Annotated in this window: 22 protein-coding genes; 4 read left to right on the top strand and 18 right to left on the bottom strand. The window is 44.0% G+C overall.

Going from position 1 to position 26,779, the window contains the following annotated elements:
• Window positions 1-21: 21 nt before the first annotated feature.
• Both R3289_RS03320 and R3289_RS03315 read right to left on the bottom strand, forming a co-directional pair.
• A complete protein-coding gene (locus R3289_RS03320; protein WP_318924072.1) occupies window positions 22-1,629 on the bottom strand; it encodes a sulfatase in 1,608 nt (535 codons plus the stop codon).
• A 27-nt stretch (window positions 1,630-1,656) separates the two neighbouring features.
• Window positions 1,657-2,895, bottom strand: coding sequence for an anaerobic sulfatase maturase (locus tag R3289_RS03315; RefSeq protein WP_318924071.1), 1,239 nt, complete (start codon window positions 2,893-2,895; stop codon window positions 1,657-1,659).
• 262 nt (window positions 2,896-3,157) lie between these two features.
• On the opposite strand from R3289_RS03315, the gene R3289_RS03310 reads away from it, so the two are divergent.
• Window positions 3,158-6,283: a chondroitinase family polysaccharide lyase gene (locus R3289_RS03310; RefSeq protein WP_318924070.1), complete on the top strand. Its 3,126-nt coding sequence runs from the start codon at window positions 3,158-3,160 to the stop codon at window positions 6,281-6,283.
• A gap of 226 nt (window positions 6,284-6,509) precedes the next feature.
• Here R3289_RS03310 and R3289_RS03305 read toward each other — a convergent pair whose 3' ends face one another.
• The 4 genes from R3289_RS03305 to R3289_RS03290 all read right to left on the bottom strand — a co-directional run bounded on the left by R3289_RS03305 (window position 6,510) and on the right by R3289_RS03290 (window position 9,732).
• A complete protein-coding gene (locus tag R3289_RS03305) occupies window positions 6,510-7,940 on the bottom strand; it encodes a hypothetical protein (protein ID WP_318924069.1) in 1,431 nt (476 codons plus the stop codon).
• 457 nt (window positions 7,941-8,397) lie between these two features.
• Window positions 8,398-8,865 carry a methyl-accepting chemotaxis protein gene (locus R3289_RS03300; protein WP_318924068.1) on the bottom strand — a complete coding sequence of 156 codons (468 nt, stop codon included), beginning with the start codon at window positions 8,863-8,865 and terminating at the stop codon, window positions 8,398-8,400.
• A 5-nt stretch (window positions 8,866-8,870) separates the two neighbouring features.
• On the bottom strand, window positions 8,871-9,320 hold the full coding sequence (locus tag R3289_RS03295) for a hypothetical protein (protein ID WP_318924067.1): 450 nt from the start codon (window positions 9,318-9,320) through the stop codon (window positions 8,871-8,873).
• Window positions 9,277-9,732: a hypothetical protein gene (locus R3289_RS03290; protein WP_318924066.1), complete on the bottom strand. Its 456-nt coding sequence runs from the start codon at window positions 9,730-9,732 to the stop codon at window positions 9,277-9,279. Before R3289_RS03290 ends, R3289_RS03295 begins: the two co-directional genes overlap by 44 nt.
• Before the next feature lie 933 nt (window positions 9,733-10,665).
• Between R3289_RS03290 and R3289_RS03285 the strand changes: the two genes are divergently transcribed.
• Entirely contained in the window at window positions 10,666-12,216 is a 1,551-nt protein-coding gene (locus tag R3289_RS03285; protein ID WP_318924065.1) for a sulfatase-like hydrolase/transferase, read from the top strand.
• 730 nt (window positions 12,217-12,946) lie between these two features.
• On the opposite strand, the gene R3289_RS03280 is transcribed toward R3289_RS03285, so the two are convergent.
• The gene (locus R3289_RS03280) at window positions 12,947-14,368 is read right to left on the bottom strand and encodes an OprD family outer membrane porin (RefSeq protein WP_318924064.1); all 1,422 of its coding nucleotides are present in this window, start codon (window positions 14,366-14,368) and stop codon (window positions 12,947-12,949) included.
• An 832-nt stretch (window positions 14,369-15,200) separates the two neighbouring features.
• Here R3289_RS03280 and R3289_RS03275 point away from each other — a divergent pair.
• Together R3289_RS03275 and R3289_RS03270 are read left to right on the top strand one after the other, a co-directional pair.
• Window positions 15,201-15,359 carry a hypothetical protein gene (locus R3289_RS03275; RefSeq protein ID WP_318924063.1) on the top strand — a complete coding sequence of 53 codons (159 nt, stop codon included), beginning with the start codon at window positions 15,201-15,203 and terminating at the stop codon, window positions 15,357-15,359.
• Between the two features lie 399 nt (window positions 15,360-15,758).
• The gene (locus tag R3289_RS03270; protein ID WP_318924062.1) at window positions 15,759-17,363 is read left to right on the top strand and encodes a sulfatase; all 1,605 of its coding nucleotides are present in this window, start codon (window positions 15,759-15,761) and stop codon (window positions 17,361-17,363) included.
• A gap of 68 nt (window positions 17,364-17,431) precedes the next feature.
• On the opposite strand, the gene R3289_RS03265 is transcribed toward R3289_RS03270, so the two are convergent.
• The 11 genes from R3289_RS03265 to R3289_RS03215 all read right to left on the bottom strand — a co-directional run bounded on the left by R3289_RS03265 (window position 17,432) and on the right by R3289_RS03215 (window position 26,775).
• Window positions 17,432-17,950, bottom strand: a complete 519-nt coding sequence (locus R3289_RS03265; protein WP_318924061.1) for a YgjV family protein — start codon at window positions 17,948-17,950, stop codon at window positions 17,432-17,434.
• A 99-nt stretch (window positions 17,951-18,049) separates the two neighbouring features.
• Window positions 18,050-18,775, bottom strand: coding sequence for a CBM9 family sugar-binding protein (locus R3289_RS03260; protein ID WP_318924060.1), 726 nt, complete (start codon window positions 18,773-18,775; stop codon window positions 18,050-18,052).
• Between the two features lie 111 nt (window positions 18,776-18,886).
• Window positions 18,887-19,966 (bottom strand): glycoside hydrolase family 105 protein, encoded by a 1,080-nt coding sequence (locus R3289_RS03255; RefSeq protein WP_318924059.1) that lies wholly within the window; start codon window positions 19,964-19,966, stop codon window positions 18,887-18,889.
• 11 nt (window positions 19,967-19,977) lie between these two features.
• Window positions 19,978-20,742: a 2-dehydro-3-deoxy-D-gluconate 5-dehydrogenase KduD gene (kduD, locus tag R3289_RS03250; protein ID WP_318924058.1), complete on the bottom strand. Its 765-nt coding sequence runs from the start codon at window positions 20,740-20,742 to the stop codon at window positions 19,978-19,980.
• A 103-nt stretch (window positions 20,743-20,845) separates the two neighbouring features.
• Window positions 20,846-21,676, bottom strand: a complete 831-nt coding sequence (gene kduI / locus R3289_RS03245; protein WP_318924057.1) for a 5-dehydro-4-deoxy-D-glucuronate isomerase — start codon at window positions 21,674-21,676, stop codon at window positions 20,846-20,848.
• Window positions 21,677-21,735: 59 nt separating this feature from the next.
• The gene (gene nagA, locus R3289_RS03240; RefSeq protein WP_318924056.1) at window positions 21,736-22,887 is read right to left on the bottom strand and encodes an N-acetylglucosamine-6-phosphate deacetylase; all 1,152 of its coding nucleotides are present in this window, start codon (window positions 22,885-22,887) and stop codon (window positions 21,736-21,738) included.
• A 2-nt stretch (window positions 22,888-22,889) separates the two neighbouring features.
• Window positions 22,890-23,336, bottom strand: a complete 447-nt coding sequence (agaF, locus tag R3289_RS03235; protein WP_318924055.1) for a PTS galactosamine/N-acetylgalactosamine transporter subunit IIA — start codon at window positions 23,334-23,336, stop codon at window positions 22,890-22,892.
• A gap of 60 nt (window positions 23,337-23,396) precedes the next feature.
• Complete coding sequence (locus R3289_RS03230; RefSeq protein ID WP_318924054.1) at window positions 23,397-24,290, bottom strand: PTS system mannose/fructose/sorbose family transporter subunit IID; 894 nt, start codon at window positions 24,288-24,290, stop codon at window positions 23,397-23,399.
• Window positions 24,280-25,047, bottom strand: coding sequence for a PTS N-acetylgalactosamine transporter subunit IIC (gene agaW / locus R3289_RS03225; protein ID WP_318924053.1), 768 nt, complete (start codon window positions 25,045-25,047; stop codon window positions 24,280-24,282). The genes R3289_RS03230 and agaW overlap by 11 nt, the downstream gene beginning before the upstream one ends.
• 46 nt (window positions 25,048-25,093) lie before the next feature.
• Window positions 25,094-25,594 carry a PTS system mannose/fructose/N-acetylgalactosamine-transporter subunit IIB gene (locus tag R3289_RS03220; RefSeq protein ID WP_318924052.1) on the bottom strand — a complete coding sequence of 167 codons (501 nt, stop codon included), beginning with the start codon at window positions 25,592-25,594 and terminating at the stop codon, window positions 25,094-25,096.
• A gap of 17 nt (window positions 25,595-25,611) precedes the next feature.
• On the bottom strand, window positions 25,612-26,775 hold the full coding sequence (locus tag R3289_RS03215; protein WP_318924051.1) for an SIS domain-containing protein: 1,164 nt from the start codon (window positions 26,773-26,775) through the stop codon (window positions 25,612-25,614).
• Window positions 26,776-26,779: the final 4 nt, after the last annotated feature.

Genomic DNA, 26,779 nt, shown 5'->3' with positions numbered 1-26,779 from the left:
TTGCGAGGCCCTTCATCATGGTTATTTGGCCGACTCAGTTAAGATTTCGTAGCGGTCCTGTCCCCATGCGATTGGGGCTGGCTTGTCTTTGATCCAGTCATAGAATGCTGATTTAAGCTCCTTGACCTTCTCAGGGTATTTCTTCGCTAGGTTAATCGACTCCGCCGGATCTTCGGCATAGTTATAAAGTTCATAACCCTTATTGCCATCATCGTAATAATGCAGCGACCAGCTCTGATCTTTGATTGCCCATTCCCCTTTCGAGCGCTTTTCAATGTGCTTGCTCGGAATAAACTCATTGGTTTCGAAAGTGATCCACTTCCAGTAGTTACTCCAGAAGTCCACATTACTCGAATCATAGTGAAGGGCTCTCGGGCCGGCCCAGTATAGATATGGATGCGGTGTCTGCTGTTCGCCGCTTAGAAGCGGCATGATGTTTTTGCCGTCTATCTTCATTTCTGCAGGGGTATCAATACCTGCCGCCGCAAGTGCCGTCGGTAAAATATCCATTGCTGAAATCATGGTGTTATCAACATTGCCTTCTGGAAGGACGCCTTTCCAGTGTGCAACGAAAGGTACATGGACACCACCACGGTAGCGCTGGCCCTTGAAGGCACGGTTCATGCCGTTCATCGGCATCGGAGACTCATGCACGGCACCATTGTCCGACAGGAAGAAAATCAGGGTATTTTCGTACTCACCCATCTCTTTTAGCTTATCAATGACCTTACCGATCCCTTCATCGGAAGCATTGACGTGGGCGTAGTATTTATCCACCTCGACGTTGCCGGTATTAAAGCGCTCCATGAATTTAGCCGGAGCCGCCTGCTCTAGCGGAATATGAGGCACACTGTAGGCCAGGTTGATAAAGAACGGCTGATCGTTATCGTTGGCTTTTTCGATAAAATTTATCGCTTCGTTGGTGAGGTTATAGGTCATGTAACCCGGTGACGCAACATTCTCGCCGTTTCTGAACACAGTCGGAGAGTTATACAGCGCCGCTCCCGACACATAATAGCTATAGGAGTAGTCAAAGCCGCGCTCTTCCGGCCCATAACCCGGCTCAGCAATCGAAATCTGGTTGTCGTGATAATCTCGGCTCTGCTCATCTTTCGGCTTAAATTCCTTACGCACCTTGGCATTATGGTATTTGCCAATGTTTGCCGTGGCATAGCCATTTTCATTCATCAGCGCTGGCAGCAACTTGATATCCAGCGGGATCCCCAGCTTGGCATCATCATTACTGTAAGTGCCGAAACTATGCGGGAAACGTCCGGTCATCATACCGGCACGAGACGGACCACAAACAGGGGTTGCCACATAGGCATTGGTCATCCTGACCCCTTCGTTAGCCAGCAAGGTAATATTCGGCATCGAACGCTTGGCTGCGTCATATAGCTTGTCGAAATCACCATCGTAACGCATAGGTACAGGTCGCTTGGCTAGCGTATCCTTGTCGATATTATCCATCGCAAAGTCTAATTGTGCCGAGCCTAAATCATCCATCACGATTAATAGGACATTTGGTTGTTCAGCCTTCTCTGCTGCCAGCGTCATTGCCGGTGATATTGCACAGGCAGCAGCCACAAGGCCTGCCAGTACCGTCTTCTTGTTTGAGGACAGTTTCATTGTTCACTCCTTTTTAATTAAAACGTATTAATGTGCATCCATATTTGCCAGTAACGGCATCACATTAGCAGCCACTCCCCCGCGCTGTATTTCCTGCACCATGAGGTGCATTGCCGGAGCGGTATGCCTGAAAATCTGTTGATAGGAAGCACACAGGTAATTTTGTTTGTGCTTTTCCCCTGCAATCGGGGTGATACGGTGCTTGGGACAGCCGCCATGGCACAGCGCCCTGAGGTCGCACTGCTGACACTGACTGGTGAGCTTAGTCGATTTGGCGCCGCCAAACCGCTGTTGCTGCTTGCTGGTCGCGAGTCTTCCGATATTAGTGAGGGCAATATTACCGAGGCGATTGGCCGGATAAACGTAGTGATCGCACGAATAAAGATCGCCATTGGCCTCAATCACCATTGCCTGACCACACTCTTGCGACTGAACGCACACAGAAGCGGGATAGCCCATCCACGTCGCCAGCATACTGTCAAACATACGGACAAAAATGCGACCGACATCCTCTTTGATCCACTCGTCAAAGATCGCCGCCATAAACTGGCCATAGCCGTGGGCGGGCACGGAGAAGTGGGTCAATGTGGCATCAGCGGCTGGGGAATAATGACCTGTATTGGTTTGCTGACAGTTTTGCTCAACTTCCACAATCGGAATAAATTGAAAGTGTTCTGAACCCAGCGCTTTTAATACCTGATAGGTTTCTTTGCCTTTATTCCAATTTAGATCGTTAATCACCGTTAAGGTATTAAAGTTCACCTTATATTCTTTCAATAGTTCAATTGCATGTTTAACCCTTTCAAACGTCGGCTTACCATTGATTGAAATACGATATTTATCATGCACTTCGGCAGCACCATCAACCGAAACACCAATAAGAAAGTTATTATCTGCGAAGAATTGCGCCCATTGGCGGTTAATAGCAACTGCATTAGTCTGAAAACTGTTCGTAATGGTTTTATCATCTGCATATAACTTTTGGTATTTCACGACATTCTTGTAAAAGTCTAATCCAGCTAACGTCGGCTCCCCCCCCTGCCAAGCAAAATCAATCTCGTCTGCGTTCTGGGAGCGAATATAGTCACGCACATAGCGCTTGAGCATCGCATCTGGCATCTGTCCGACATCTTTGTTCATTGATGGCTGTTCCATCATCTCTTCTTTTTCAAGATAGAAACAATAATCACATTTCAGGTTACAGCGATAGCTTGCTGGTTTTGCCATCATGTGAAAACGAGCTTGCTTTTGGTGTGATATCGCCATGGGACTTTCCTTTCGTTCCGCAGTTCAAAACAACTGAAACGCAATATACGCAAACAAACGAAACAATAAAGCGATAAGGATCACACCAACAAAAACACATGAAAGACTTCGTAAGTAAATTTATTGTGATACATGTTCAGCAAACAAAAGTAAAAGCATTCGAAAGCGTTGGTATGTAAAAAAATGTGAGGGCGATCAAAAATCAACCAGGAAACTTTCGCTAACCTTTCGCACAAAATCACAACATGAGAGGAAATAAAAAGTGAAAGCATGGAAAAAACCTAAATACCTCACCCTATGTATTATTATCGCCCTTGGTGGGTGCGGAAACGAAAGTATTCAAAACACTGGTGGCCTCACCAATCCAGGAACTCAACCAAACACGGAAGGCAACCAAGATATTGAAGGAAAAGGGGCACAACTTGAGCCCGGTGGTTATATGTACTTTTTCGAAAAAGGATTACCACAGGCTATCACTTCCTCATCAACCACACCGCTAACAATCAGCGATGAACATTTCAAAGATGGCTCGAACTCCCTGAAATGGACCTATAGCCCCAACAGCCAGCTGAGCTTCCACCAGCAAATCAATTACGCCGATGATGACAGTGAGATAACACCTTATACCTTTATGGCCTGGGTCTATAACGAGCAAGCATCGGATAACACCCTTACCTTCCAGTTTGGCAAAGATGACAGTCCTCAAACCCAGTTTACCTATTCCCTGAACTTCGAGGGCTGGCGGGGGATTTCTGTCCCCTTCAGGGATATGGATGGTACCCCGACAGCGGACATGAATCGGCTGACCGTTACTGCGCCTGACTTGGCAGGCACGCTGCTTTTCGACCAGGTTATGATGGCTGTCCCTGTTGACAACCGCTGGCCGACACCGGATTACCAGCAACCTTTCGTCAACCCGGGTGTCGTCGATATGGCAAGCAAAAACTGGACGGCATTGTTGATGTACGATCAGATGCTGCGAGAAGACAATCCGAGCTTTAATTTCGACACTGTCTTCGATGATAGCCAGGGAGATACCGCCCCCCTGTACCGTCAGTTCGATCAGCACCTTGCAGTCAATACGCAGACAACCATCACACAGGAAAAAATCGATGCCAACCTGGCGAAATACGCCCCGTTTAGCATCTCTTATAATGCCGATGGCTCGCCAACCGGGAGTCCACTTGACCACCCAAAGCGTCATAACTTCCTGAAAGCAGGTATTGTCAGTGATGAGACACTTGCCGTGCTGACAGATACCATGACAATTCGTACGCTAGGCAAGGCCATGCTCGAAACAGCCAAATTCCTGCGGAGCCAATCACTTTCTGATGCCAACCGCGTAGCACTGGAAAAAGCCTTTATCGATGCCACCCGATACGCCCTTGATCAAGGTTGGGAAGGCGGGTCAGGTTTCCAGATCATCACTCATGTCGGCTATCAGACCCGTGAATTTTTCAATGCCATGTTCATCGCCCGCCAACTGCTTGCAGACAACCAACTACTCGAACCGATACAGCAATCTATGATGTGGTTCAACGCCACCGGCCGAGTCTATGAAACCGACGATCAAATCAACTCATCCAATGTCGATATCTTAAATACCCAGCTGCAATGGATGATCAAGAGCTTCCTGCTGTTACCGGCTCAAACAGAACGCGACGCCATGCTGCGCCAGCTGCAATCTTGGCTCAGCAAAACCCTGCTTGCTTCAGACGGATTAAGCGGTGGTTTTAAACCTGATGGCAGCGTCTTCCACCACTCGCAACATTATCCCGCCTATGGCAAAGATGCCTTTAACGGACTTTCCGGCGCCGTATTCGGCTTAAGTAACAGCCCTTATCAAATTTCACAGGCAGCCCATGAGCGAATCAAAGACGTCTTGCTCAAGATGCGTATTTACACCAAGGAAACCCACACACCCATTGTGTTGAGTGGTCGTCACCCCGATGGCAAACAGAAGATTTCACCGACACCGTTTCAGTGGCTGGCGCTTGCTGGCTCGCCGGATGGCGCCGAGCCGATCGATACCGAACTGGCTGCCGCCTATGCAAACCTGCGTCATCTTCCATCATATAAAGACGTGGCAGCCGAAGCCGAACCTACCGGTGTATGGGCCATGAACTATGCATCCATGGCAGTAGCCAGAGGGCAAAGCCCGGCTGAACCAAGTCATTCCTGGCTGGCTATCGCCCGGGGCTTTAGCCGTTATCTGGTCGGAAATGAAACCTATCAGGCCAATAACCTGTATGGCCGCTATCTGCAATATGGTCAGCTTGAAATTACCCCTTCGAACTTTTCTAAGCAGGCTTTCAGCCATGATGGTTGGGACTGGAACCGCTACCCGGGCACAACGACCATTCACCTGCCAAACAACGAACTGCGAACGGTACTCAATCAACTGCCAGGTGCGGGTATCGAAGAGATGCTGCTGTCAACAGGTAGCTACTCGGGTGCCAACAGCTTGGGAAGCGATAGCGCTATGTTTGCCATGAAGTTGCACGGACACAAAAAATATGAACAGCAAAGCCTGCGCGCCAATAAATCGTATTTCATATTCGGCAATAGCGTGGTAGCCCTCGGTTCGGGAATCCAGAATAACGATACACAGCATGAAACCGAGACCACCTTGTTCCAATACAGCGTGCCAAAGCTTGAGTCAGTCGAGATTAACGGCTATTCCGTCGATACTCTGAGTACTGAAATGACTCTTCCGGGCGAAACAACACTACTCGACCCGGCCGGTAACCGTTACTTTGTAACAGATACCGAAAAAGAACAGGTTCGCTTCAGCTACCAAATCCAAGATTCCAACGACGAGGATGATGGTACGCCAACATCGGGCCAGTTTGCCACCGCGGTGATTGATCACGGCAAAGCGCCGACCGACGGTTGCTACGAATATTCCATCAAGATTGAAGCGCAGGATGAAGCCAAACCTGTCTACACCGTACTTCAGAAAAACAGTAACGTGCATGCAGTTCGCAGCGAAGACGGTGTCGAGGCCTACGCCTTCTTTGAGCCAGCTACCCTTGCCGCATCTAACTGGGTACTGGCATCCGAAACGGCCTCGCAGATCATGCTCAAGGCCAACACGACTGCTGATCAGCTCTCGCTCAGCGTAGTCAATCCAGATCTGGCGCTCTACGATGACCAGGATCCGGAGCAAGTCGACACCAACGGCGAGCAGATAGAAGCCAGTATCTACAGCCGACCTTGGCGCTTTGACCTGTCGAAGCCTGTGGTCAGTCAATTCACCGTCAAGGGCGAATGGAAAGTAGGGATCGACAATGCGCAAGTGACAACCAAAATTGAAAACGGCAACACCTTGGTGACAGTCATAACTGTAGATGCCATACCGCAGGCATTTAACCTGATTAAGCAGTGAGCTAGCTTGTAACCAGCTAAATAAAGGGGCTGTTCAAAAATACGGCTCCTTTATATTTTTCAGTAATATCATAAAGAAAATGCAGACCAACATGCGTTGCTTATTGGCTCAATGTGGTTCCATTTAATCTGCTACTAACAGACGAAAAAAAGAACCCCGCTAAAAAAGCGAGGTTCATGAACAGCCACAGCACGTATTCTACATACATCTCTTGTGTAATTATAAATCAGCCGTTGTGCCCGCAAGCGACATTGAAAAGCAGCTTATCTGACTCTGTATAGCTTTCCCCTGTCACAATATCTGTCGCCAGGTTCGGGTAATACGCGCCAATTTCCCTGGACGCCGTCCAGTACAAACCAAACGGATAGCCTTTCATTGGCCAGCCTGAGTCTGTAAAGTCACTACGCTCAAACTGAATAGCTTCAGGTAATCGTCGGCCAATACTGCTGCACAAATCGTCGGCAGTTGTGATGATGTTATCGTATGGGTTTTCTCTTGTATCTTCATCATCCTCATACTTATACATCAGGGATGGATAGTCGCCCTGTTTTTCTTTTCTATATTTTGTTGAATACATTGGAGCCAAAGTGAACTGGAAATAATCCAGCTCAGCCGATGTGATTGGCCGATTGATATAAGAAGTATAAGAACGGAATTCATGTTTAATTGCCAAAACGGGCGCAATGCGACGATGGGTATCACCTCGCTCCAATAGCTCCCCACCCACAAGTTGCTGTTTTTTATATTCATCAGCGAATATTGGGAACAGCGTGTCTATCCCTTGTCTTGATGGATAGATAGAATCTATCGTGCCGACAACACGACAAGTGGTTTCCCAAAGACGCGCACGGTCGTTCACACAAAAGGTCAAGAAATGATGGACGTAATCTCTGGCGTTGTGGGACGCCACCTGTAACTGATAAGTGAGTTCTTCATTCATCCCTGGCGCGAGGCGGCCCGGACCATCGGTATCGATATCAAACACTTCAGTATCAGACAGGTACCAGCCTATTTCCAACTGCTCGGAAAAACCGGGCAGTTGCGCACTTACCTCGCCTTTGTAATTGAGCAATCCGGTGAAACTAATCTGCGGCAACTGCTGCTCCTCAGTACAATTGCTCTGTTCTCCCGCAACGCTACACAGACGTAGGAAATGCCCTTCATCCTGGCTAGTAATCGTATATGAACAGGTAGGCTCTGTCGGTGTCACCGTGCACTGACTGACACCACGCTGGTCAATTTGCCACTCTAACCCGACTTGATAATCAGGCTGGGTGACTAGGTTGCCAGAGACAATTTGCCCTCTCAGGGGGACCGGGCCAGCCTCATTCAAGGTAAAAGTCGGCTCAGGTAACTGTACTTCCCTAGTCTGCTGCGGAGTTGACTGTACTGCAGAAGAGTGTGTGTTCTCAGGAGCCTGTACTGACTGCACCGCCTCATTTGGTTTCGGTTCTGATTGTGGAGCCGATTGAACAGCAGGAGCAATGGGACCTTCTGCAGTTTGAACCTCATCATTAGTTTCAGGTTGCGGAACCGATTGAGTTGGAGAAGCTCCCCCCGTTACAGGAGATTTCGTATTATCCGAAGAGCCGCTACCCGACCCACCACCACACGCAAATAACATGGTCGAAGTGAGTACAACAAAAAAATGTTTCATTTTCATCATGCATTCAATAATAAAAAGAAAAGAAAAAACCACGAAGGCAATAAATTTCGGGTATACGGATCTGCCGTAGCAAACAAAAGCTATGGTCTCATTAGTCAAAATGCGCTTTATCGCTTATCCAGGTTCTGTTTTAGAGTAAACACGTAATACCTCGGCGAATAATACAGTGTCCATTTAATGCCTTCAAACGATAACTATCATCGAATCAATAAGATTTTTTTATCGAAACATTCATTAAGACGATTAATTAACCAGCCAATCACTTTTCTGGAGAGAAGATGAGCTAACTTAACATTCGTTATCTCACTAAGGTTCTAAGGACAAAAGCCTCATATTCACAACGAGTTGTGCTTACAGCTAAGACAAATTGAATTTAGCCATATGAAAATTAATCTCGTCCTTGCACTGTGAAAGCTGGCGATATGTTTTATCCAATTGCCCGGCAGTATCAGACGACTGCCGAGTAATACTGACGATCACCTGCCCGTGCCGCCTCAATTGCCGCATTAAGCGCCAGCAGGTTAGTCTGTTCGGAAATACTGCTGATCACCTCAAGTACCGAGCTTATATTCTCAGTCCCCTGTGCCAGATGTCCGACGACTCCGGCAGCATCTGTAATACTGGCATCTAGCTGGCAAATATCGGCAATAGCAATATCTGTAATCTGATTACAGTGTTCAATCAGCTGCAGGCTCTGACTGGCACTCTCGGCCACCTCGGCCACACTGCTGCTAATTTCAGTCATTGTGGTTGTCAGCTGGGTCATGGCCGTTGCCACCAGTTCGGATTCCGCCAACTGCTTCTGCACACCACTGTTATTATCTTTGGCAATCGTGCTCATTTCCGATGTCACCGTATTTAGAAGATCCAGGTTCTGGCTAATATCCCCGACCATATGGCGAAGCGAATTTGTCATATGATTTATTGCCTGTGACAAACTTGCCAGCTCATCCGAGCATCAGAAGAGAGCTGGTGATATAGCTCTCCATCAGCCAGTTTCTCGACAATGCCAATCGTGGACTTGATCGGATTAATCACCGAACGGGTGATCACTAGGCCACTAACAAAACTGACCATCACTGCCGATAAGCACACGATGACGCCCATCCAGGTACTCAACTGCTTATCCTGCGCCATTTTCTGCTCGACATTAGCGACCAACGACTTAGCGCTGTCACGGACATCTGTAGCGGCTTGAAGCATGAGCTCACGCATTTCGACAGAAGCATGAACCAAACTACCGATCTGATTGAGCTTGTTTTGATAAACCGCAATCTCCGATGGCTCTACATAGCTTGCCCATTGACTAATATTGGCTTCCCACTGACTAATCAATGCTGGATCTAGTGACAATTCGGTTTGGGTTCGCACCTTGTTCAAGCCGAGCCAGTGTTAGCTGGGCCGAATCAGCCAAATATTGCTCTGACCAACGCCTCTCTGCCTCGACCATCTGCAAGGTGATATTCTGGATTGTTGTCACTTGCTGGTAAAATTGTTCAAATTCTTTACCGTATTTGATACTGGCAGTTTCAAACCGCTCCGCCAACGGGCGATCATGACTCGAATTAAAAAGGTGCTTACTGGCCATGAAGTTATCGAGATTGACTTTATGCCATTTTTTAAATCGCTGTGCGTACAATGGATCTCGGGTATTAAGGTAATTATTCTCCAGCACCTGCAATCCAAAGACTTCCCTGACACCGACATTCGCAGCATTTAACTGATCAATACCATCATCAATGAGCCTGCGCGCTCTTAACCCTTCGCCATATACCAATAGCAACAGAAAAATGATGATGGCAAAGCCAGCACCTAACCGTTAACCAAAACTATACTGATCTAATCTGAACATTTCTTCTCCCCAATATACCTATGATCATCATTTTTATATCCATCGTAGGCAGGATGCGTTCTAAAACTTATGACTTTAATACTGAAAAAGACCAACCCCACCTCTACAGGATCGACATTTCAATATCTGAAATAGCGCAAATAACTGCCCACAGTATACACAACAAAACGAAACACCAAGACGACAAAAAACACAAAAACAAACAAACGAAATAAAACGAAGGGTTGTGATTGTAATGCGTAGATACAAAGCACAACAAAAAACGTAAACAAGTTAATGGTTGACTTTCTTGAAACCGATCAAGAAAAAGACAACCCATTTTCACTGGCCTTCCGAGACTTACTTAACTACACAAATAAAGAAGAAAATGGAAATAAAAAACATATCACTGCTGGCTTTTAGTATTTTCATCGTATTATCCGATTGTAATTACAAAAGCCAAAGAGTCTTCAAGACCCCGAAAGTTCGGGAGTATCTCAGAAAAAGGCAGAATCTCAAGCCTGCCGGATATAGGTACTTCTTTGAATACGGTGTGCCAGAAGCCATTATTACTTCTGATAATCAAAACTATGCACCCAGTACTCTGATGGGTGAAATCCAAACCAAATAAACCTTCATATAGCGATGAGTGACCCACCACATTCACATGCCTTCATTAGCCTTCACCAACCGGGATAAACCTTCGATAGCTTTCGAAATCTTTCATTGATGTGATCAATCACACAGTGAAAAACATTTTGATGCCTTACGATTCACAACAGTACGAAAGCGATAGAATCACGTATTGTTAAATGAAAAGAATAATCTTTATTACTCAATTCATACTTAAAAAACTGTAATACCTTTACTTATCAGGAGTAGATTATGTCTATAACCCGTCGCAGTTTGCTTAAAAGCATGGCTGCTACAAGTGTTGTTGCAGCAGGTGCTGTTACAACTGGATGTGCACCATCAAAACGCTCAACTCAAGTACCACTGAATACTAAAAATCCAAATCTATTAATCATTTTTCCAGATGAAATGCGTACACAATCACTTGGGTTTATGAACCAAGATCCTTCACTTACACCGAACCTGAATAAATTTTCGAATGAAAGTGTTGTACTGAAGCAAGCGGTTTCAAACTTCCCTTTATGTACCCCTTTTCGTGGTATGTTAATGACAGGCCAGTATCCTTACCGCAATGGTATCCAGGGTAATAGCCATACTCCTATGCCAGGTAAATTCGGTGGTCAGGATTTTGGTATCGAACTAAAGCAACAGCAACGTACATGGTCTGACATTCTTAAAGGAGAAGGTTATAGCATGGGTTATATCGGTAAATGGCACCTTGACACACCTAAGCCGCCATTTATTCCTAGTTATAACAACCCAATGGAAGGTCGTTACTGGAACGACTGGACGGAACCAGAAAAACGTCATGGCTTTGACTTCTGGTACAGCTATGGCACTTATGATAAGCACATGACGCCTATGTATTGGACTAATGAAACCCCACGCGATCAACCATTGCGCATTAATCAGTGGAGTCCAGAACATGAAGCGGATGTTGCGATCAAATATCTTCGTAATGAAGATGGTAAATATCGTGACAGCGAAAAACCATTTACTTTAGTGGTTTCTATGAATCCGCCTCACTCACCTTATGATCAGGTACCTCAAAAATATCTAGATCGTTTTGAAGGCAAGACCTCTAAAGAATTGAATAGCCGACCAAACGTAGTGTGGGATAAAGAGTATCTTAAAGGCTATGGTCCTGACTTCTTTAAAGAATACATGGCTATGATTAATGGTGTTGATGAGCAGTTTGGCCGCATCATCAATGAATTGGAACGTTTAAATCTTGCTGAAGATACTTTGGTTGTGTTTTTCTCTGACCACGGCTGCTGTATGGGGTCTCATGGTAAACCAACCAAGAATAATCATTATGAAGAATCAATGCGTATTCCTATGATGTTCCGTTGGCCAGGTAAACTTTCCCCTCGCAATGATGACATCCTATTTTCAGCACCAGATATTTACCCAACTATGTTTGGTGTTATGGGCCTATCTGATTTAATTCCAGATACCGTTGAAGGTCGTAACTTTGCGAATACAGTTGCTGGTCTTCCTGGTGATGATAAACCTACCTCTCAGCTATACACCTTTATGCCTTATGGTGGTCAATCTTATGGCCGTAGAGGTATACGTACTAATCGCTATACTCTGTCCATCACTCGCAGAATTGGTAAGCCTTTAACTTACGTTCTTCATGACAATAAGAATGATCCTTACCAAATGGAAAACATTGCTAATGGAAACGAAGTACTAATTGAAAAAATCATTATTGAAGAATTAATTCCTTGGCTAGAAAAAACCGGTGATCCTTGGCGACCTACCGAAGTTCCTGTCAGTGTTACAAAAGCGTTTACCTAAACACACATAGCTCGCAGACCTCATCCTAATTCATTTGGGGTGAGGTTGTTCAGTGTCACTTCATATCAGCCCACTAATATTCAGCGTTTCCATAAATATAATGTTCTTTTATGTCTCGTGCCGCTTCCAATTTCACATCAATCATTGATTGATACTAAGTTGTCTAGATCTTTTGGTATCAGAATTTTTTTAATTTATCAGTTGCTTTAGCATAAACAACTAGCTCAGATGCTGGTGGCTTAATGCGGCTCTTCTACGTTTCAATGGATTTAATAATATCAGCTTCAGACGGCTTACCATATAGATAATGGTCATTTCAAAACGGACCTTTTACTAAGTGTACCTGGCTATGTCGCTTGTTTCATTATTTACCTGTAGGGTTTTTAGATTACTTGAAAATATCTATAATGCCTCGACTTAACCAAAGTAAAACTAATATAAGAACATTTCTGCTACATATTTTCTCAAGGTAATTGTCGTCTGGAAATATTTAAGCCGCTTGTTAAAGCTGATCATTTTCATCTATTTTCACAAGGTTGCTGATCAACAATTTGAATTCATAACCAGAAAAAGAAAGCACCGAACGTTTTCACGTTCAGTGCTCTACTTGCCTAGCCGCTATCCTTTACGATATAAGCCTAATAATGCTTAAACGAATAGCATGGTGTTAACATCATTAGCTTTAACTTTAGAAGTTGAAAACTGACGTTTTATATCTGTTCTAAGCTGATTATTTTGCTGTATAAGTATAAGAGAACAGTAGTTTCATATCGTTACGATCAGCTTTATAGTTCGTATCCTCTGAACGGAAATACGCAGGATAGAACTTAACATTCAGACCTTCTAGACCACCGTCCATGAACTTATAGCGAATGTTGTAATCAAGAGATTTCATTGTACCATCATAAGTACGAGCATCAGCTTTTGCTTTCACATCAGTAACAACGTTCCAACCGTAGTTCGCACTTACACCAGCACTTAGCTCTGGAATACCCCAATCAGCAAAGTTATAGTCAACCCCGAACTTAACCGCATTTGTACCATCGGCAGCGTAATCATCAAGCTGTGCTTTAGCTTGCAGGAATTTACGATTATCTGAGTTCGCCCAAGGCGTTAAGCGGAAGTTGTACGCTTTGGTATCAGGCGCATCTGTTTGGCTATATGCTAAACGCCAGCTGAAGCCACCATGTTTAAGGTCAGCGCCTAAACCAATATAGCTTTCATTTGACGCATCTTGAACTTGAGATACATCACCTTCAATGTATTTACCACCGTGATAGAAGGCAGCAGTATTCAGTTTCAAATCTGAGCCTAGATCGAAGTTATACTTAACCAGTGCTTGCCAGTTTTTACGGTATTCCTTGCCTTCGCCGTAACCCAAATCGATCACACCGTTATCTAACTTATAGATAGCACCAACCGTATGAATAAAATCGATATTCTCAGCGGCTGACATACCTTCTTCGCCCTGATGCCACTTATTCGTCAAGTCTTTAAACTTGCTTGACCAATCGTTTTTAAACTGATCAGCCCATGCATAACCAACGATGAATTTACCGAATGAAGCTTTTGCTTCAGCACCACGGTAAGCATGTGGGTTCAGACCCCAGCTTGAACGGATGGTACCGATGTTAATACGAGTGTAACCACCACGTACTGCCAAGCCCATATCTTCGTTACCAAATTTAGCTTTAACTGCTGCAACGTTAAGGGAAGTGTTCGTTTTCTCACAAGGGTCATCGGTGACACCATCATCGTTACAGTCGTAATCATACAGAAGGATTTCTGATTGACCGACTGTATCGCCAAGCTTTAAGTTGGTACTTGCCCAAAGATCAAAACCAATTACATCTTTGAAATAACCAGAACGGTAATCAAGTGCTAGTTGAAGCGTTTGGTTTTCAATTTGTGGTTTGTAATCACCCTCAGCATTTTTTTGTTCGCGATCACGAATGTATAAGAAAGAGTGTAGTTTCGCAGAAGAATCTTCATAGAACGCTTTTTTCGCTAGATATGATAAATCTTCTGCTGCTGCGCTTGCATTACGAACATCGCTCTGAGCAAGTTCAGTGTTAGCATTTGCATTAAATGCTGCTAATCCCGCTATTACCGATATTGTTAGCAAGGATAAACTTTGATTTCTAATTTTCATTAAATGACCTTAAATTACTCAATGATACTTAGCTTTTTGCTGAATCCATCAGTATTTGATATCGATCCTTCCCTCAGGAAAAATCAACAACATCAGCCCCTTGTGAACAACTGTAATCATGGACATAACGCCTTAACAAACCATCGCTCACCTCTGAGGCTGTAACTAATAAAGACAAAACAAAAAATAAAAGACGTAAAGAATATACGCTAACTACAGGGTCAAAAGAAACGTTCAAGATCACAAAACGAAAACAAACAAAAACAAAACAAAGGAATTCAAAAGAAACAATGGGCCCATCAAAAGAAAACAAAGATACAGCCGGAAGGATATGAAGGTCGTGGGATATCATTTAATTATCACGAAAGCTTGATGATTTTCGAATCACCAAACAAAAGTAGCGTTTTATAAAAATCCCAGCGCAAGCTGGGATTAAATCTAATGGACCATGATTTTTTCAAGTGAAAATTAATATCATCTTGCATATCGAAAGCTGTTTCGTTGTTTTGGCTAGTTTCAGGTCTTTTTCAGATGACTTACGAGTGATATTTACAATAACCTTCATATTTTCAATAAATGATTCCGAAAACATATTTCGGTATGACAAGCAATATCTTCGAACCGATGATGTGAGAATAATAAGTAATAGCTCAACTCCTAAGTAAATTTGATCCAGTTTTCTATACGTGGTTTATCGCTTACTATTTTTTGATTAATGATCAAGGTCAAACTTTAATAATTTTGTATAGATACCTATGGGTGTGATTTAATGTGGAAAAATTTCATCTTTTGACTAGCATTAGAATGTAAATAGTCAAAAAAGGATAATAAAATGAAAATAACTGCTATCTTATTTTTTGGGTTAATCCTCGCGGGATGTACCACTTCACCAAATCTATCGACATCATCATATCAACCATATGATGATGTAAATGATATGGAAGAGCGTTATGACGCCCTGTTACATGATGACGAGAATCGTAACGAATAAGAAGGTTATTATTATAAAGGCTCCAATGTAGCCTTTGTAAAAAATAAAAAACCGCCTCTTAAGGCGGTTTTTAATAGGGCTCTTCGATGGCTGTGCGGGAGCATGATACTGTTAATTTTTCAATAATACACACCACTATAGGTGGTGGTTTTGAGATGACAATAAAAGAACACATTATTCAAATGAAGGAATCCTTTCACTTACCACTTCCGAACCTTTCGTTTTTGATTTCGATCTCACTTACAGGGTTTCGATATGTTTGTTTTAGGCTTGATGAGTACAATTAATTGCGTTAGATAAAAGAAAAGATAAGGCGATGAGCTTTAATCTCACCTAGTCTAATCTTGGTTTAATTTATCCGTTCTAAATTAAATATCTCAATTGTATTAAGGTCATGTTATGTCAATCTCTCGTCGAAACTTTATAAAAGGTGCGACTATCGCTGGTACTGCCAGTGCATTTTCACCAACAGCTTTCGCAAATAAAACAAACTCTGTTGTTATTAATAAACCCACTAACCCTAAAAACATTCTGATTATCACCGCAGATCAATTAGCAAAAAAAGCGGTCGCCGGTTATGGCAATGATTTTGTTAAGACTCCTGCAATGGACTCTATCATTAACAAAGGTACACGCTTTGAAAATGCTTACTGTTCATTCCCTCTTTGTGCACCATCACGCGCAAGTTTCTGGACTGGCCGCTTGCCACACCAGACGGGTATTATTGCGAACAGTAGCCCAAACATTCCAAACTCCATGGAAACGTTGGGTAATATTTTCTACCAAGCGGGTTATGAGTGTGTCCATTTTGGCAAACAGCATGACTACGGTTCATTGAAAAGATTTATTCGAGCGGATCAAGTACAGAAAGATGTTGCAACAACTTCTGCTTTTCCTGTTAACTATGATTCACGTGAGGATGTTTATTGCTTAGAAGAAAGTGTTAAGTTCCTGAAGGGCAAGACAAACAAAAAACCTTTCCTAATGGCGGTTGAATTCAACAACCCACATAACATTTGTGGTTGGGTTGGTAAATTTCAGGGAGAACACGGTGATATTAACGGAATTGGTGAGTTACCTGAACTACCTGAAAACTTTGAAGCCAATGATGATCTAATGAGTCGTTCTAAGTCGGTACAATATGCTTGTTGTACTCATAACCGTACTCGTCAGGCATCTCACTGGAATGAACTTAACTTTCGTCAGTATCTAAAAGCTTACTACCATTACACTGAGCTAGCCGATGATTGTATTGGGCAGGTTTTGAACACCTTAAAAGAGACTGGTCACGATAAAGATACTCTCGTTGTATTTTTTGCTGATCATGGTGATTCAATGGGCGCGCACCGATTAGTAACTAAAATGAACTGGTTCTATGATGAAACGACTAACGTTCCTTTTGTATTCTCTGGACCAGATATTAAGCAAGGAAATCAGTTAAACCAGCTTGTATCTCTTTGTGATTTGCTTCCGACTTTATGTGACTATGTAGGCTTACCAATACCTGAACATATTTATGGAAAGTCTGTCTTACCATTGTTGCAAGGTAACAAGCTAGATGACTGGCATGAAGAGGTTGTTTCACACTGGCACACAAACCGTGAAATGACAATTCAACCAGCTCGCATGATGCGCACTGAGAAATACAAGTACATTGTTTATCGTGAAGATAGTGATGAAGAACTTTATGACATGATTAATGATCAAGGAGAAATGAAGAATCTAAGTAAAGATCCTGCGTTCGCCAGTGTACTTGAGGATATGCGTAGTCGATTTAAAATTTATGTTGCTAATACTGTTGATCCGTTCTTCACCCAAGAGGTAGTGGTTGATAAACGTTGGCGTAGTCATGAGCTTGGTTATCACAATCATGAAGGTGACTCATCAATAGATATTTATCTCCGTGAAATTCGTCCACTAGAAAAAAAGAATGATATAAAAGCGATTGAGGCTGCAAAACAAGCAGTAGTTACTGCTGCTCGCGGATCTTATTGTAAAGCATAATATCTGTTGTCATTGACGCGAACATGATAGGTGTTCGCGTCCAGGTACGAATTTGCCTTTGCTCAACATCAAATACCGAATGAAGCCATTTTTCTATCACAATATAACCGATATAAAGTCACGATATTCATTGTTGCGCTACAGGCTTCTAGCAAGGATCCACCAATAGAACCCAAAGCTATATTATTGCCTAACCACAATAATGAACCAGTCAGCAAGCCTAAGCGTAGCCTGATCCCATCCAGCATAAAAAGTGAGTAGGTTCCTACACAGATTCCCAGCACACCAAGCACTTCACTCGGGCGCTGAATAGTGAGAAATCCAACACAGCTAAAGAGAAGAAACCCCACCATCACGAGCCTTGAACGGATTTTTATCGTAATTAAATTCCTAACCATCGAAACTGCAGCACAGAATGCAGATGAAAAGGAACTAAGTAAAATAAAGTGGAACACATTCATCAAACATAATACTGCCATCCACAATTTCAGCTTTGCATCTTTTTTCTGATAAAACGCAAATAATCCGATAGCAAAACTAAAAAAACCAAATAATTGTGCAATCAGATAGGTATTTTGATCTGACATGAATATAGTGTTCTCTTGTGCACGAAATAAAAAGCCTCTCTCTCATTCAATTTGACAGAATTAAAAAAAGAGGCAGATTAACTCAGATGTTGCTTATTGTTACTTAACCAGCTTGCAAAAACCGAAGGTGTCAGGATTATGAAAGTTTGGTTTTGCTGTTTGAGGATCAACCCAAGTCATCCAGCCCATATCAATACTACCGTCTTTCTGTGGGGTAAATTCAGCACGCATCAAAGCACACAGCAGTAGTGATTGCTTGTCATCCTGCCAAAGGCCCATCTCAGAAATTGTCGTTAGCGGTAGTTTACCTTCAATAATATAACCGTTATTCATGATGCTAGTCTTGGTCTCAAGACCAGGCCAGTTCCAGTTGCTATCCAGAGAGGCACGCTTTTTCTTCACCATATCGTAAGATGCTTCAGCACTGAAAACTCGCGCTTTGGGATCCACTTCCATTGTATAATAAGCAGATAACTGCGGATCTTTCGCCAGAAAGATTTCCACCCGATCTGAGTCAAGGATCGCACGCTCAGGATCTGTACCAATGGCCAGGTGCTGATCTTCTACCACATAGCGAAAGTAAACGGCCTGCTTATCCCATACTGCGCGAAACTCGGTATCAGGTGCAACATCGCCACGCCACGGAAAGGTAAATTGGGTTAATGGAACCGCTTTTTCCCAGGCTTTATCCACTCCTTTTCCATCAATGACCGGTGCTTCTTGGGTAAAGTTAATTTCATAAGTATTTTCCGCATCAGATGCGTTTACATGTGTTGCAACAATACTCGCTAATAATAGGGAAGAGAAAGTAAGTTTCTTTTTCATAATAAATTCCTGTTATTTTTATCTTGCTTATTTTCCATTGATTAAAAAAACTGATTTTATTTTCATAAAATCAGCTTGAATTTTTAAAGATCAAATTTGACAGATTCTCGATTATTCAGCTAAATGCATAACTTCTGTTGCAGCCAGAATAAATGCACCGGCACCATAATCGATATTGTGTTCAAACTTCACATCACGCGGATTGAAAGCCGGAAGCTGAACCCACCCCATCATACCGTTGTCATGAATTGCCGTTTGTAGTGCCGCCCAGGATGTTTCAACGACAGGTAAATATGTTTCACGGTCTAAAATACCGTTATTAATTCCCCATGCTAAGCCGTAACAGAATAATGCTGTTGCACTACTCTCTGGGGCAGGGAAGCTTTCAGGATCTAGCAAACTTGTCCGCCAGAAACCATCTGCTTGTTGATACTTGATAACTTCTGCTGCCAATGCTGTAAACAGGTCGATATAAGGCTGGCGCTGCTCGAAATCCTCTGGCAGACGCGCCAAAATTCGCGGGCATGCTGCCAACATCCAGCCGATACCGCGCGACCAGAACACCTTCTCACCGTTAGCTTCGCGTAGCTCTGCCCCACCGTGACCGAATTCATCACGGTACTTCTGGCCTAGCTCAGTTGGCATGTAACGGTAGTCACGGTAAAACAGGCCCGTTTCACGATCGTAAAGGTGATCAATCGAATCCCAGAACGCCGTATGCATGTAATCAACATACTTGCGCTCGCCGGTCACTTTCGACAAAGCCGCAAAGGCAGGAGGTGCCATGAACAGTGAGTCCAACCACCACCAGTCGCGATGGCCTGGTTTCGGCTCATCAAGCATAATATCGAACGCTTTAATGGTCGGTTCCAACGCTTGAGGGATGTTTATTATTGGGTAGACATCCAGATAAGCTTGGGCACAAACATGGTCATCAGCAAAACGCGGAAATACACCGGTCCGAAAACCTGTGTGTAATGTGTAGTTCATTACACCGTTCAGGTATTCCTGATCGTCAGTTGCCATCCATGCAGCAGAGACACAAGACCAGAATACTCCACGTTCCCAGTCCGTATCCTTGATAAAACGAGTCGCGCCACTGCGGCGAATCACAGAACGAGTCTGGTTCGCGGCTTGGTAGCGGTAGACATGTTTTAGCTGCTTTAGTACATGTTCTTTCATCAATGTCATGTCATCACCTATTAGCGAGCCAACCAGCCGCCGTCAACAGCAAGGGTGTACCCCGTTACGTAATCTGACGCCGGAGAGGCCAGGAAGATAACAGGACCGGCCATATCAGATGGCAGTCCCCAACGACTAGCAGGAATACGCTCCAGGATGGCCTTGTTGCGCTCTTGGTCTTCACGCAGCGCCTGAGTGTTATTGGTTGCCATATAACCCGGGGCGATAGCGTTCACAGTGATTTTGTGTGGGGACAGTTCAGTCGCCAGTGCACGGGTAATACCCATGACCGCAGACTTGGATGCTGTGTAGGAAATAACACGGATACCGCCTTGGAAAGACAACATAGAAGCAATATTGATAATCTTGCCGCCATTGCCTTGCGCAATGAAGTGTTTAGCAACAGCCTGAGACAGGAAGACAACCGCTTTTTGATTAATGGCGATAACATCGTCCCAGTTCTCTTCTGAAAAATCCAGCAGGTCTTCACGGCGAATAATACCGGCATTGTTTACCAAAATATCAACACGACCCATTTCAGTCACAGCCTGGTCAACCAGTGCAGTCAGAGCTTCTTTGTTCGAGTCGGCGATAAGGTTGGCAGTGATGTAGTGAAACTTGCGGCCCAGCGCTTCAACTTTCTCGCGCGTTTCTTCAGCTGGGACATAACCGATACCCAGAATGTCAGCACCAGCCTGTGCCAAGCCAACTGCCATGCCTTGACCAAGGCCCGTATCACAACCCGTTACAATGGCAACTTTGCCTGATAGATCAAATATATTCATTTTGAATTCCTGATAACTTTTAAATACGGTACGGCACGTTCGACAATGCAATATTAATAGGCAAGGTATGCCATACCGCTAAGTAATAAATAAGAGGTGGGGATTATTTCAGGTCGCTCATCGCAACATGGTCCATATCGTGGAACGTCTGATTTTCACCAACCATGCTCCAGATAAAGGTATATGCCGCTGTACCGACACCAGAATGAATTGACCAGCTTGGACTAATCACGGCTTGTCCATTACGAAGAACAATGTGGCGGGTTTCTTGTGGTTCACCCATGTAGTGGAACACAATATTGTCATCTTTCATGTTGAAGTACAGGTACACTTCCATACGGCGCTCATGCGTATGACACGGCATTGTGTTCCACAGGCTGCCAGGAGCCAGTTCAGTCAAGCCCATTAACAGCTGACACGTTGGCAATACTGCTGGATGCAGGTACTTATTGATAGTACGTACGTTGCAGTTTTCCTGGCTACCTAGTGTTTCAGGAGAAGCGTCTTCACGTGTAATTTTACGTGTCGGGTATGTCATATGAGCAGGTGCACTGTTTACATAGAAACGTGCTGGCTTTTCTGCTGATACACTTTCAAACTTAACTTCTTTGGTACCCTTACCCACGTAAATTGCTTCACGCGTGCCAATTTCAAATGTTTCACCATCAACGATAACCAAACCAGGTTCACCGATGTTAATAGCACCTAATTCACGGCGCTCAAGGAAGAAATCAACACCAATTTCTTTTCCGCCTTCAAGTGTTAGTGCTTCTGTCGTTGGTACTGCACCACCAACGATAATACGGTCAATGTGGCTATAGGTAAGATTAATTTGACCTTCCTGAAACATATCCTCAATCAGGAATTGCTCACGTAAACCTGCAGTATCTAACTGCTTTGCATGTTCGCTATGAATTGGTTGGCGAATTTCCATTATAAAACCTCGTAACTATCAGATTGGTAAAAGGGCTAGAATGACTGACGTAGATGTCATTACACTGCTTTATATGCCCATTCACCGTTGATTAAAGTGCCTTGCACTTGTAAATCGTTATTCATTATTGTGAGGCTCGCATCCATACCTTCAGCAATGCTGCCTAGGCGATGCGCGACCCCGAGATATTTCGCAGGTACTGACGATGCCATTTGCACCGCATCCCACTCTGGTACATGGCTTTCAAAGACCATGTTTCGTAATGCTTGATCTAAACTACAAGTACTGCCCGCTAAAGAACCGCATGGACTACGCGCTTCACCCTGAGTAACCGTGATCGTCTGAGCACCAAGCTGATACTCACCATCACTTAACCCACCAGCTCGCATGCAATCCGTGATTAATGCAATGCCCTGATAACCTTTCATCCGATACGCTAATTGCATCATGACAGGGTTAACATGAATGCCATCAGCAATCAGTTCAGCTAGCATGTCGTGGTATAAAACAGCGCCACAACAACCTGGTTCACGATGATGAAGTCCACGCATACCATTAAACAAATGCACACCACAATCAGCACCACGGTTATGCGCTTCAGTCACTTGGTCAAACGTTGCATCAGTATGTGCTACTGATGTTTTAATACCGTGTTCTGTTAGCCAGCTAATGGCTTCCATCGCACCTTCAGCTTCCGGTGCAACTGCAGCACGAAGTAATGAAGCCGAAGCCGCTTCTTTTAACTGTTCCAGTTCTCCAATTGATGGAGATTTCAAATAAGCAGGGGGATGAGAGCCACGATGTGGTTCAGTAAAATACGGTCCCTCTAAAAAACTGCCCAACAGCTCTGCGCCATGGGTTTGTTTCTGCTCAATGAAAGTACGCACACCAGATAACGCGTTTAAAATATCGTCCCAAGGTGCTGTTACTGTGGTACCTACCCAGCCGACCACACCGGTTTGCGGCAAGGCATTAGCAATGTTCTGCAACGCTTCATCCGTTGCATCCATCACATCAGCCCCTTGACGACCATGAATATGGATATCAACAAAACCCGGTAACAATGACTGACCTTCAAGATGGATCACATCACAGTCTGTCGGTATCGTTGCTGTCACTGCTTCGATCTTACCGTCAGCAATGATCACAACAGTATCGGTTTCAATACTAGCTGGGGTAAATACGCGATCTGCGAGTAAGGCGTAACGCATGCTTATAGTCCGTCTTCACATTCAAGATCTGGTTCAGGTTCAGCCATAACAGCTTCCAGCTGCTTGCGCATGTCTTGTATGCAAGAACCACCAATCTCTAACAGGATGTCAACCAACTCTTTTACGCTAACGTCTTCACGTTCAAACGCTGCATTGGCAATCATTGGCAGGTTCGCACCACCAATCAGTTCAACATTGTCAGTATCCATCATGATGCTTAAGGCACGGTTTGATGGTGAACCACCTGGAATGTCTGCTAAAAACAGAACACCTTCCCCTGAATCAACCTCTTTGGCTGCTTGACGAAGTTGCACTTCTAATTCGTCAGTTGACATAGATTCAACAAAATCAATAAACATCATTTGCTCTTGTTCACCAGCAATTGCTTTTACTGCCGATTGCATACCTGAAGCAAAGTTGATATGACCTGATACAACAATACCAATCATGGGTTAATCCTTGATAATGGGGGGATAACTCCCCCCTTATGAGCTCTTAATTCTAATAACTTAAAGAATGCCTAAATAGTGACCGACGACACCCGCAGCTAAGGTCGAGAAAATCAAAACAGGAGGTTTCGCCCAGAATCCGGTGCCTTTCACCAACTTAAGCATGAAGAACACCAACGCCAGTGGCAGTATATTCGGCATAACTTTGTCGAACAGAGCACTTTGCAGCTCAACAACCTTACCCCCCAACTCGAGTGATGCTGTCGTCTGCACCCGTATAAAGGTGGCTGACAGCGCACCAATCACAAAGATACCCATGATATTGGCGGCTTTTGCCACCTTTTCAGTGGCGTCGCTCAGGTTCACCATGGCAGCCGTACCGGCCTTATAACCCATAAACATCAGGCCAAAATACACGAAAAAATGAACAATCTGGTACAAGAAGAAGAATACGAAAGGACCTGCAATCGAGCCTTCCATCGCTATTGATGCACCTAGTGCCAATGTCAGGGGCATTAGAGTCATATGGTCGATAGCATCACCGATACCACCTGTTGGACCCATGCCCGCAACCTTCAGTACGTTCACCGTCGAAGGTTTTTCTTTGTTCTCTTCCATCGCAATCGATGTGCCAAGCAAGAAAGTGAACAATTTCGGGCTCGCATTAAAAAACTGCAGGTGGTTCTTTAATGATTTTGCAAAGTCACGCTTGTTATTACCGTGAATTTTCTTCAGTGCCGGAATAATCGAATATGCAAAGCCACCCGCCTGCATACGTTCGAAGTTAAAGTTACCTTCCATGAACAGTCCGCGAAAAGCACAGAGCCAAAGATCTTTCTTGCTAATCACTTTACGCGGAGTGGTGTCTTCGTATGCATCAATATCATCAACCAGACTTTCATGAACCTTGGAGTTTCTATCGGCTAGTTTGCCTGCAGTGATATCAGATGCCATCTTCGAATTCCTCTACTTGATTATTTGAATTTCCATTGTTACCGCTGAAGAAGTAATACAGTGCTGCTGCTGATGCACCTAAGATTGCTACCGCCATAATGGGCAGTTTCAGGTAAGTCGTCATCACGAAACCAATGAAGAACACACCAGACACTTCTTTCGACCACATGATTTTTAATAGCATAGCGAAACCGATAGCCGGAACCATCTTCGCACCAATACCCAGACCTTCTAACAGGACTTTCGGAGCATTTTCATCAATCCAGCTTGCAGCATGCTCGCCAAAATAAACGGTAATAAATGCAACAAGAGCGTACATCAGGCTTCGCAAACCAATGGTAGTTATAAGAAGTCGGTCGATACCCGCTGAATCACCAGTTTCTGCGAATTTATCCGCTTTGCCCATCGTGAAAGATGTCATTGCGAAGAAACCAATAACCAGCATTTGCATCAGCACTGCGATAGGCATACCCACACCCATTGCAACTTCAGCTGACTGACCGGTCATTACTGCAAATGCAACAGCGGCGATAGTACCCATGGTGACATCTGGCGGCTGAGCACCGGCATTAGGTACCAGACCTAACCAGGCCAATTCCAGTGTTGCACCGGCAATCAGGCCAATTTGCATATCACCCATGATCAGACCAACGACAGGGCCTGTAATAAGTGGGCGGTGGATGTTCAACGCGACATCGAATTTATCGATACCACAGAAGAACGCCCATATTGCGACAAGCGTAGCTTCAAAAAACATGATTCATTCCTTTTTAAATCTCTGTTTATGGTTTGTTTGGCGGTGCTTACGCAACCGCCGCGGCAAGTTCAAGTACATTTACTGGATTTTGATCCGGTGTGTTTTGCACTGTGCAAATCACACCGCGTTCGACCATACGTTCAAATGCGTTAATATCTATTTCATCAACAGAAACGGTTTTAGCAATCTGGCGTTTACCGTCATGGAAGTGCATGTTGCCAACATTACAGTGGGTAATTGGCACACCACCTTCAACTAAACGGGCTACGTCATTCGGGTTATTACACAGGATGAAGATTTTTTGCTTTGGCGATGCTTTACCAATCACATCAATCGTCTTTTGGATTGAAAAGAAACGTACCGCATATTCACCACCGGCAGAGGCTTTCATTCCTGCCTGCATAAAGGCTGCATTTGGGCCTTCAGCCGCATCATCATTTGCAACTAAAATAAGATTTGCTTCAGTGTGCTTACCCCAGGTAATGCGAATTTGGCCATGTAAAAGACGCTCATCAATACGCGTCCAGACAATATTTGGTGCAGTCATCAGAGTTCTACCTCTTCTTAATTATTAAAGTTATGGATAGTGACACCTTGGACAACGCGATTTACTTCGCCTGTTGGACAAGGGTTGTCAGGGGTATAGCCCAAAGCTAAAGAACGATGGAACGCATAGATTTGAGCAAAAAGAACATAAGGAAATAACAGTTCAACATCAGCGGCGGTTTCCATTCCTGGAACATGCCAGAAATCACCGTTTGTCACCTGATCGTCAAGCTGAGCTGTAATTGCTATCACCTTGCTAGCGATATTATCGCGACGCAGTTCGTTCAACAGATCGAGGTCATATTTACGGGTGTATGCGTTATTGGAAATGAAAACCACAATCATGGTTTTATTATTAACAATAGATTTTGGACCATGACGAAAGCCCAACGGTGAATCAAAGCAAGCCACTACTTCACCAGCGGTTAGTTCAAGTAACTTCAATGCCGATTCTTTTGCTAATCCTTGCAAACCACCGCTTCCCAAATAAATAACCCGGTCAATGTTATGGCTTGCATTATTACTTATATTTATATTAATTTCTTTGATCAACGCCTCAGAACACTTACAAATGCTTTCGATTTCTTTCGATAAATCTTTTTCCAGCATAAATACCGAAAAAACAGCTAACATCATCGAAGAAAAGCTTGATGTCATCGCAAAAGATTTATCATTTGTTTCTTCAGGCATTAACAAGGCAAATGACTTGCTATCATTTACACTGCCTTTATAAAGGTGACCTTCGCTGTTGCAGGTTACTACCAAGTGATAGCAGTTAGTCAGACACTGATTTGCTAATTCGACTGCGGCTAAACTTTCTGGACTGTTTCCTGATCGGGCAAACGATACAAGTAGTGTTGGAAGATCCTCAGCAAAATACTGACCTGGATTTGAAACAAGATCAGTTGTTGCAACAGCTTCTACGCGACGGCCAGTGATTTTTGAAAGTTCAGGTGCTAATGCACAACCAGCAAAAGCAGAAGTTCCAGCACCTGTCATCACAATACGCAGATCCTTCTGAGCTAAAACCAGCTCCATAAATACATTAATTGCAGGCTGACACTCTTGAATAATAGCGTGTGTTTTTCGCCAACATGCTGGTTGTTGTTCAATCTCTTTTGCAGTCCAGAACGCACTCAATGGTTCAAGTTTATTTTTCGCAAGGCCTAAATACTGGCTCATAATG

It is taken from the genome of Photobacterium sp. (genome assembly GCF_033720175.1).
Lineage (GTDB): Bacteria > Pseudomonadota > Gammaproteobacteria > Enterobacterales > Vibrionaceae > Photobacterium.
This window is presented reverse-complemented; position numbering and strand designations above follow the sequence as displayed.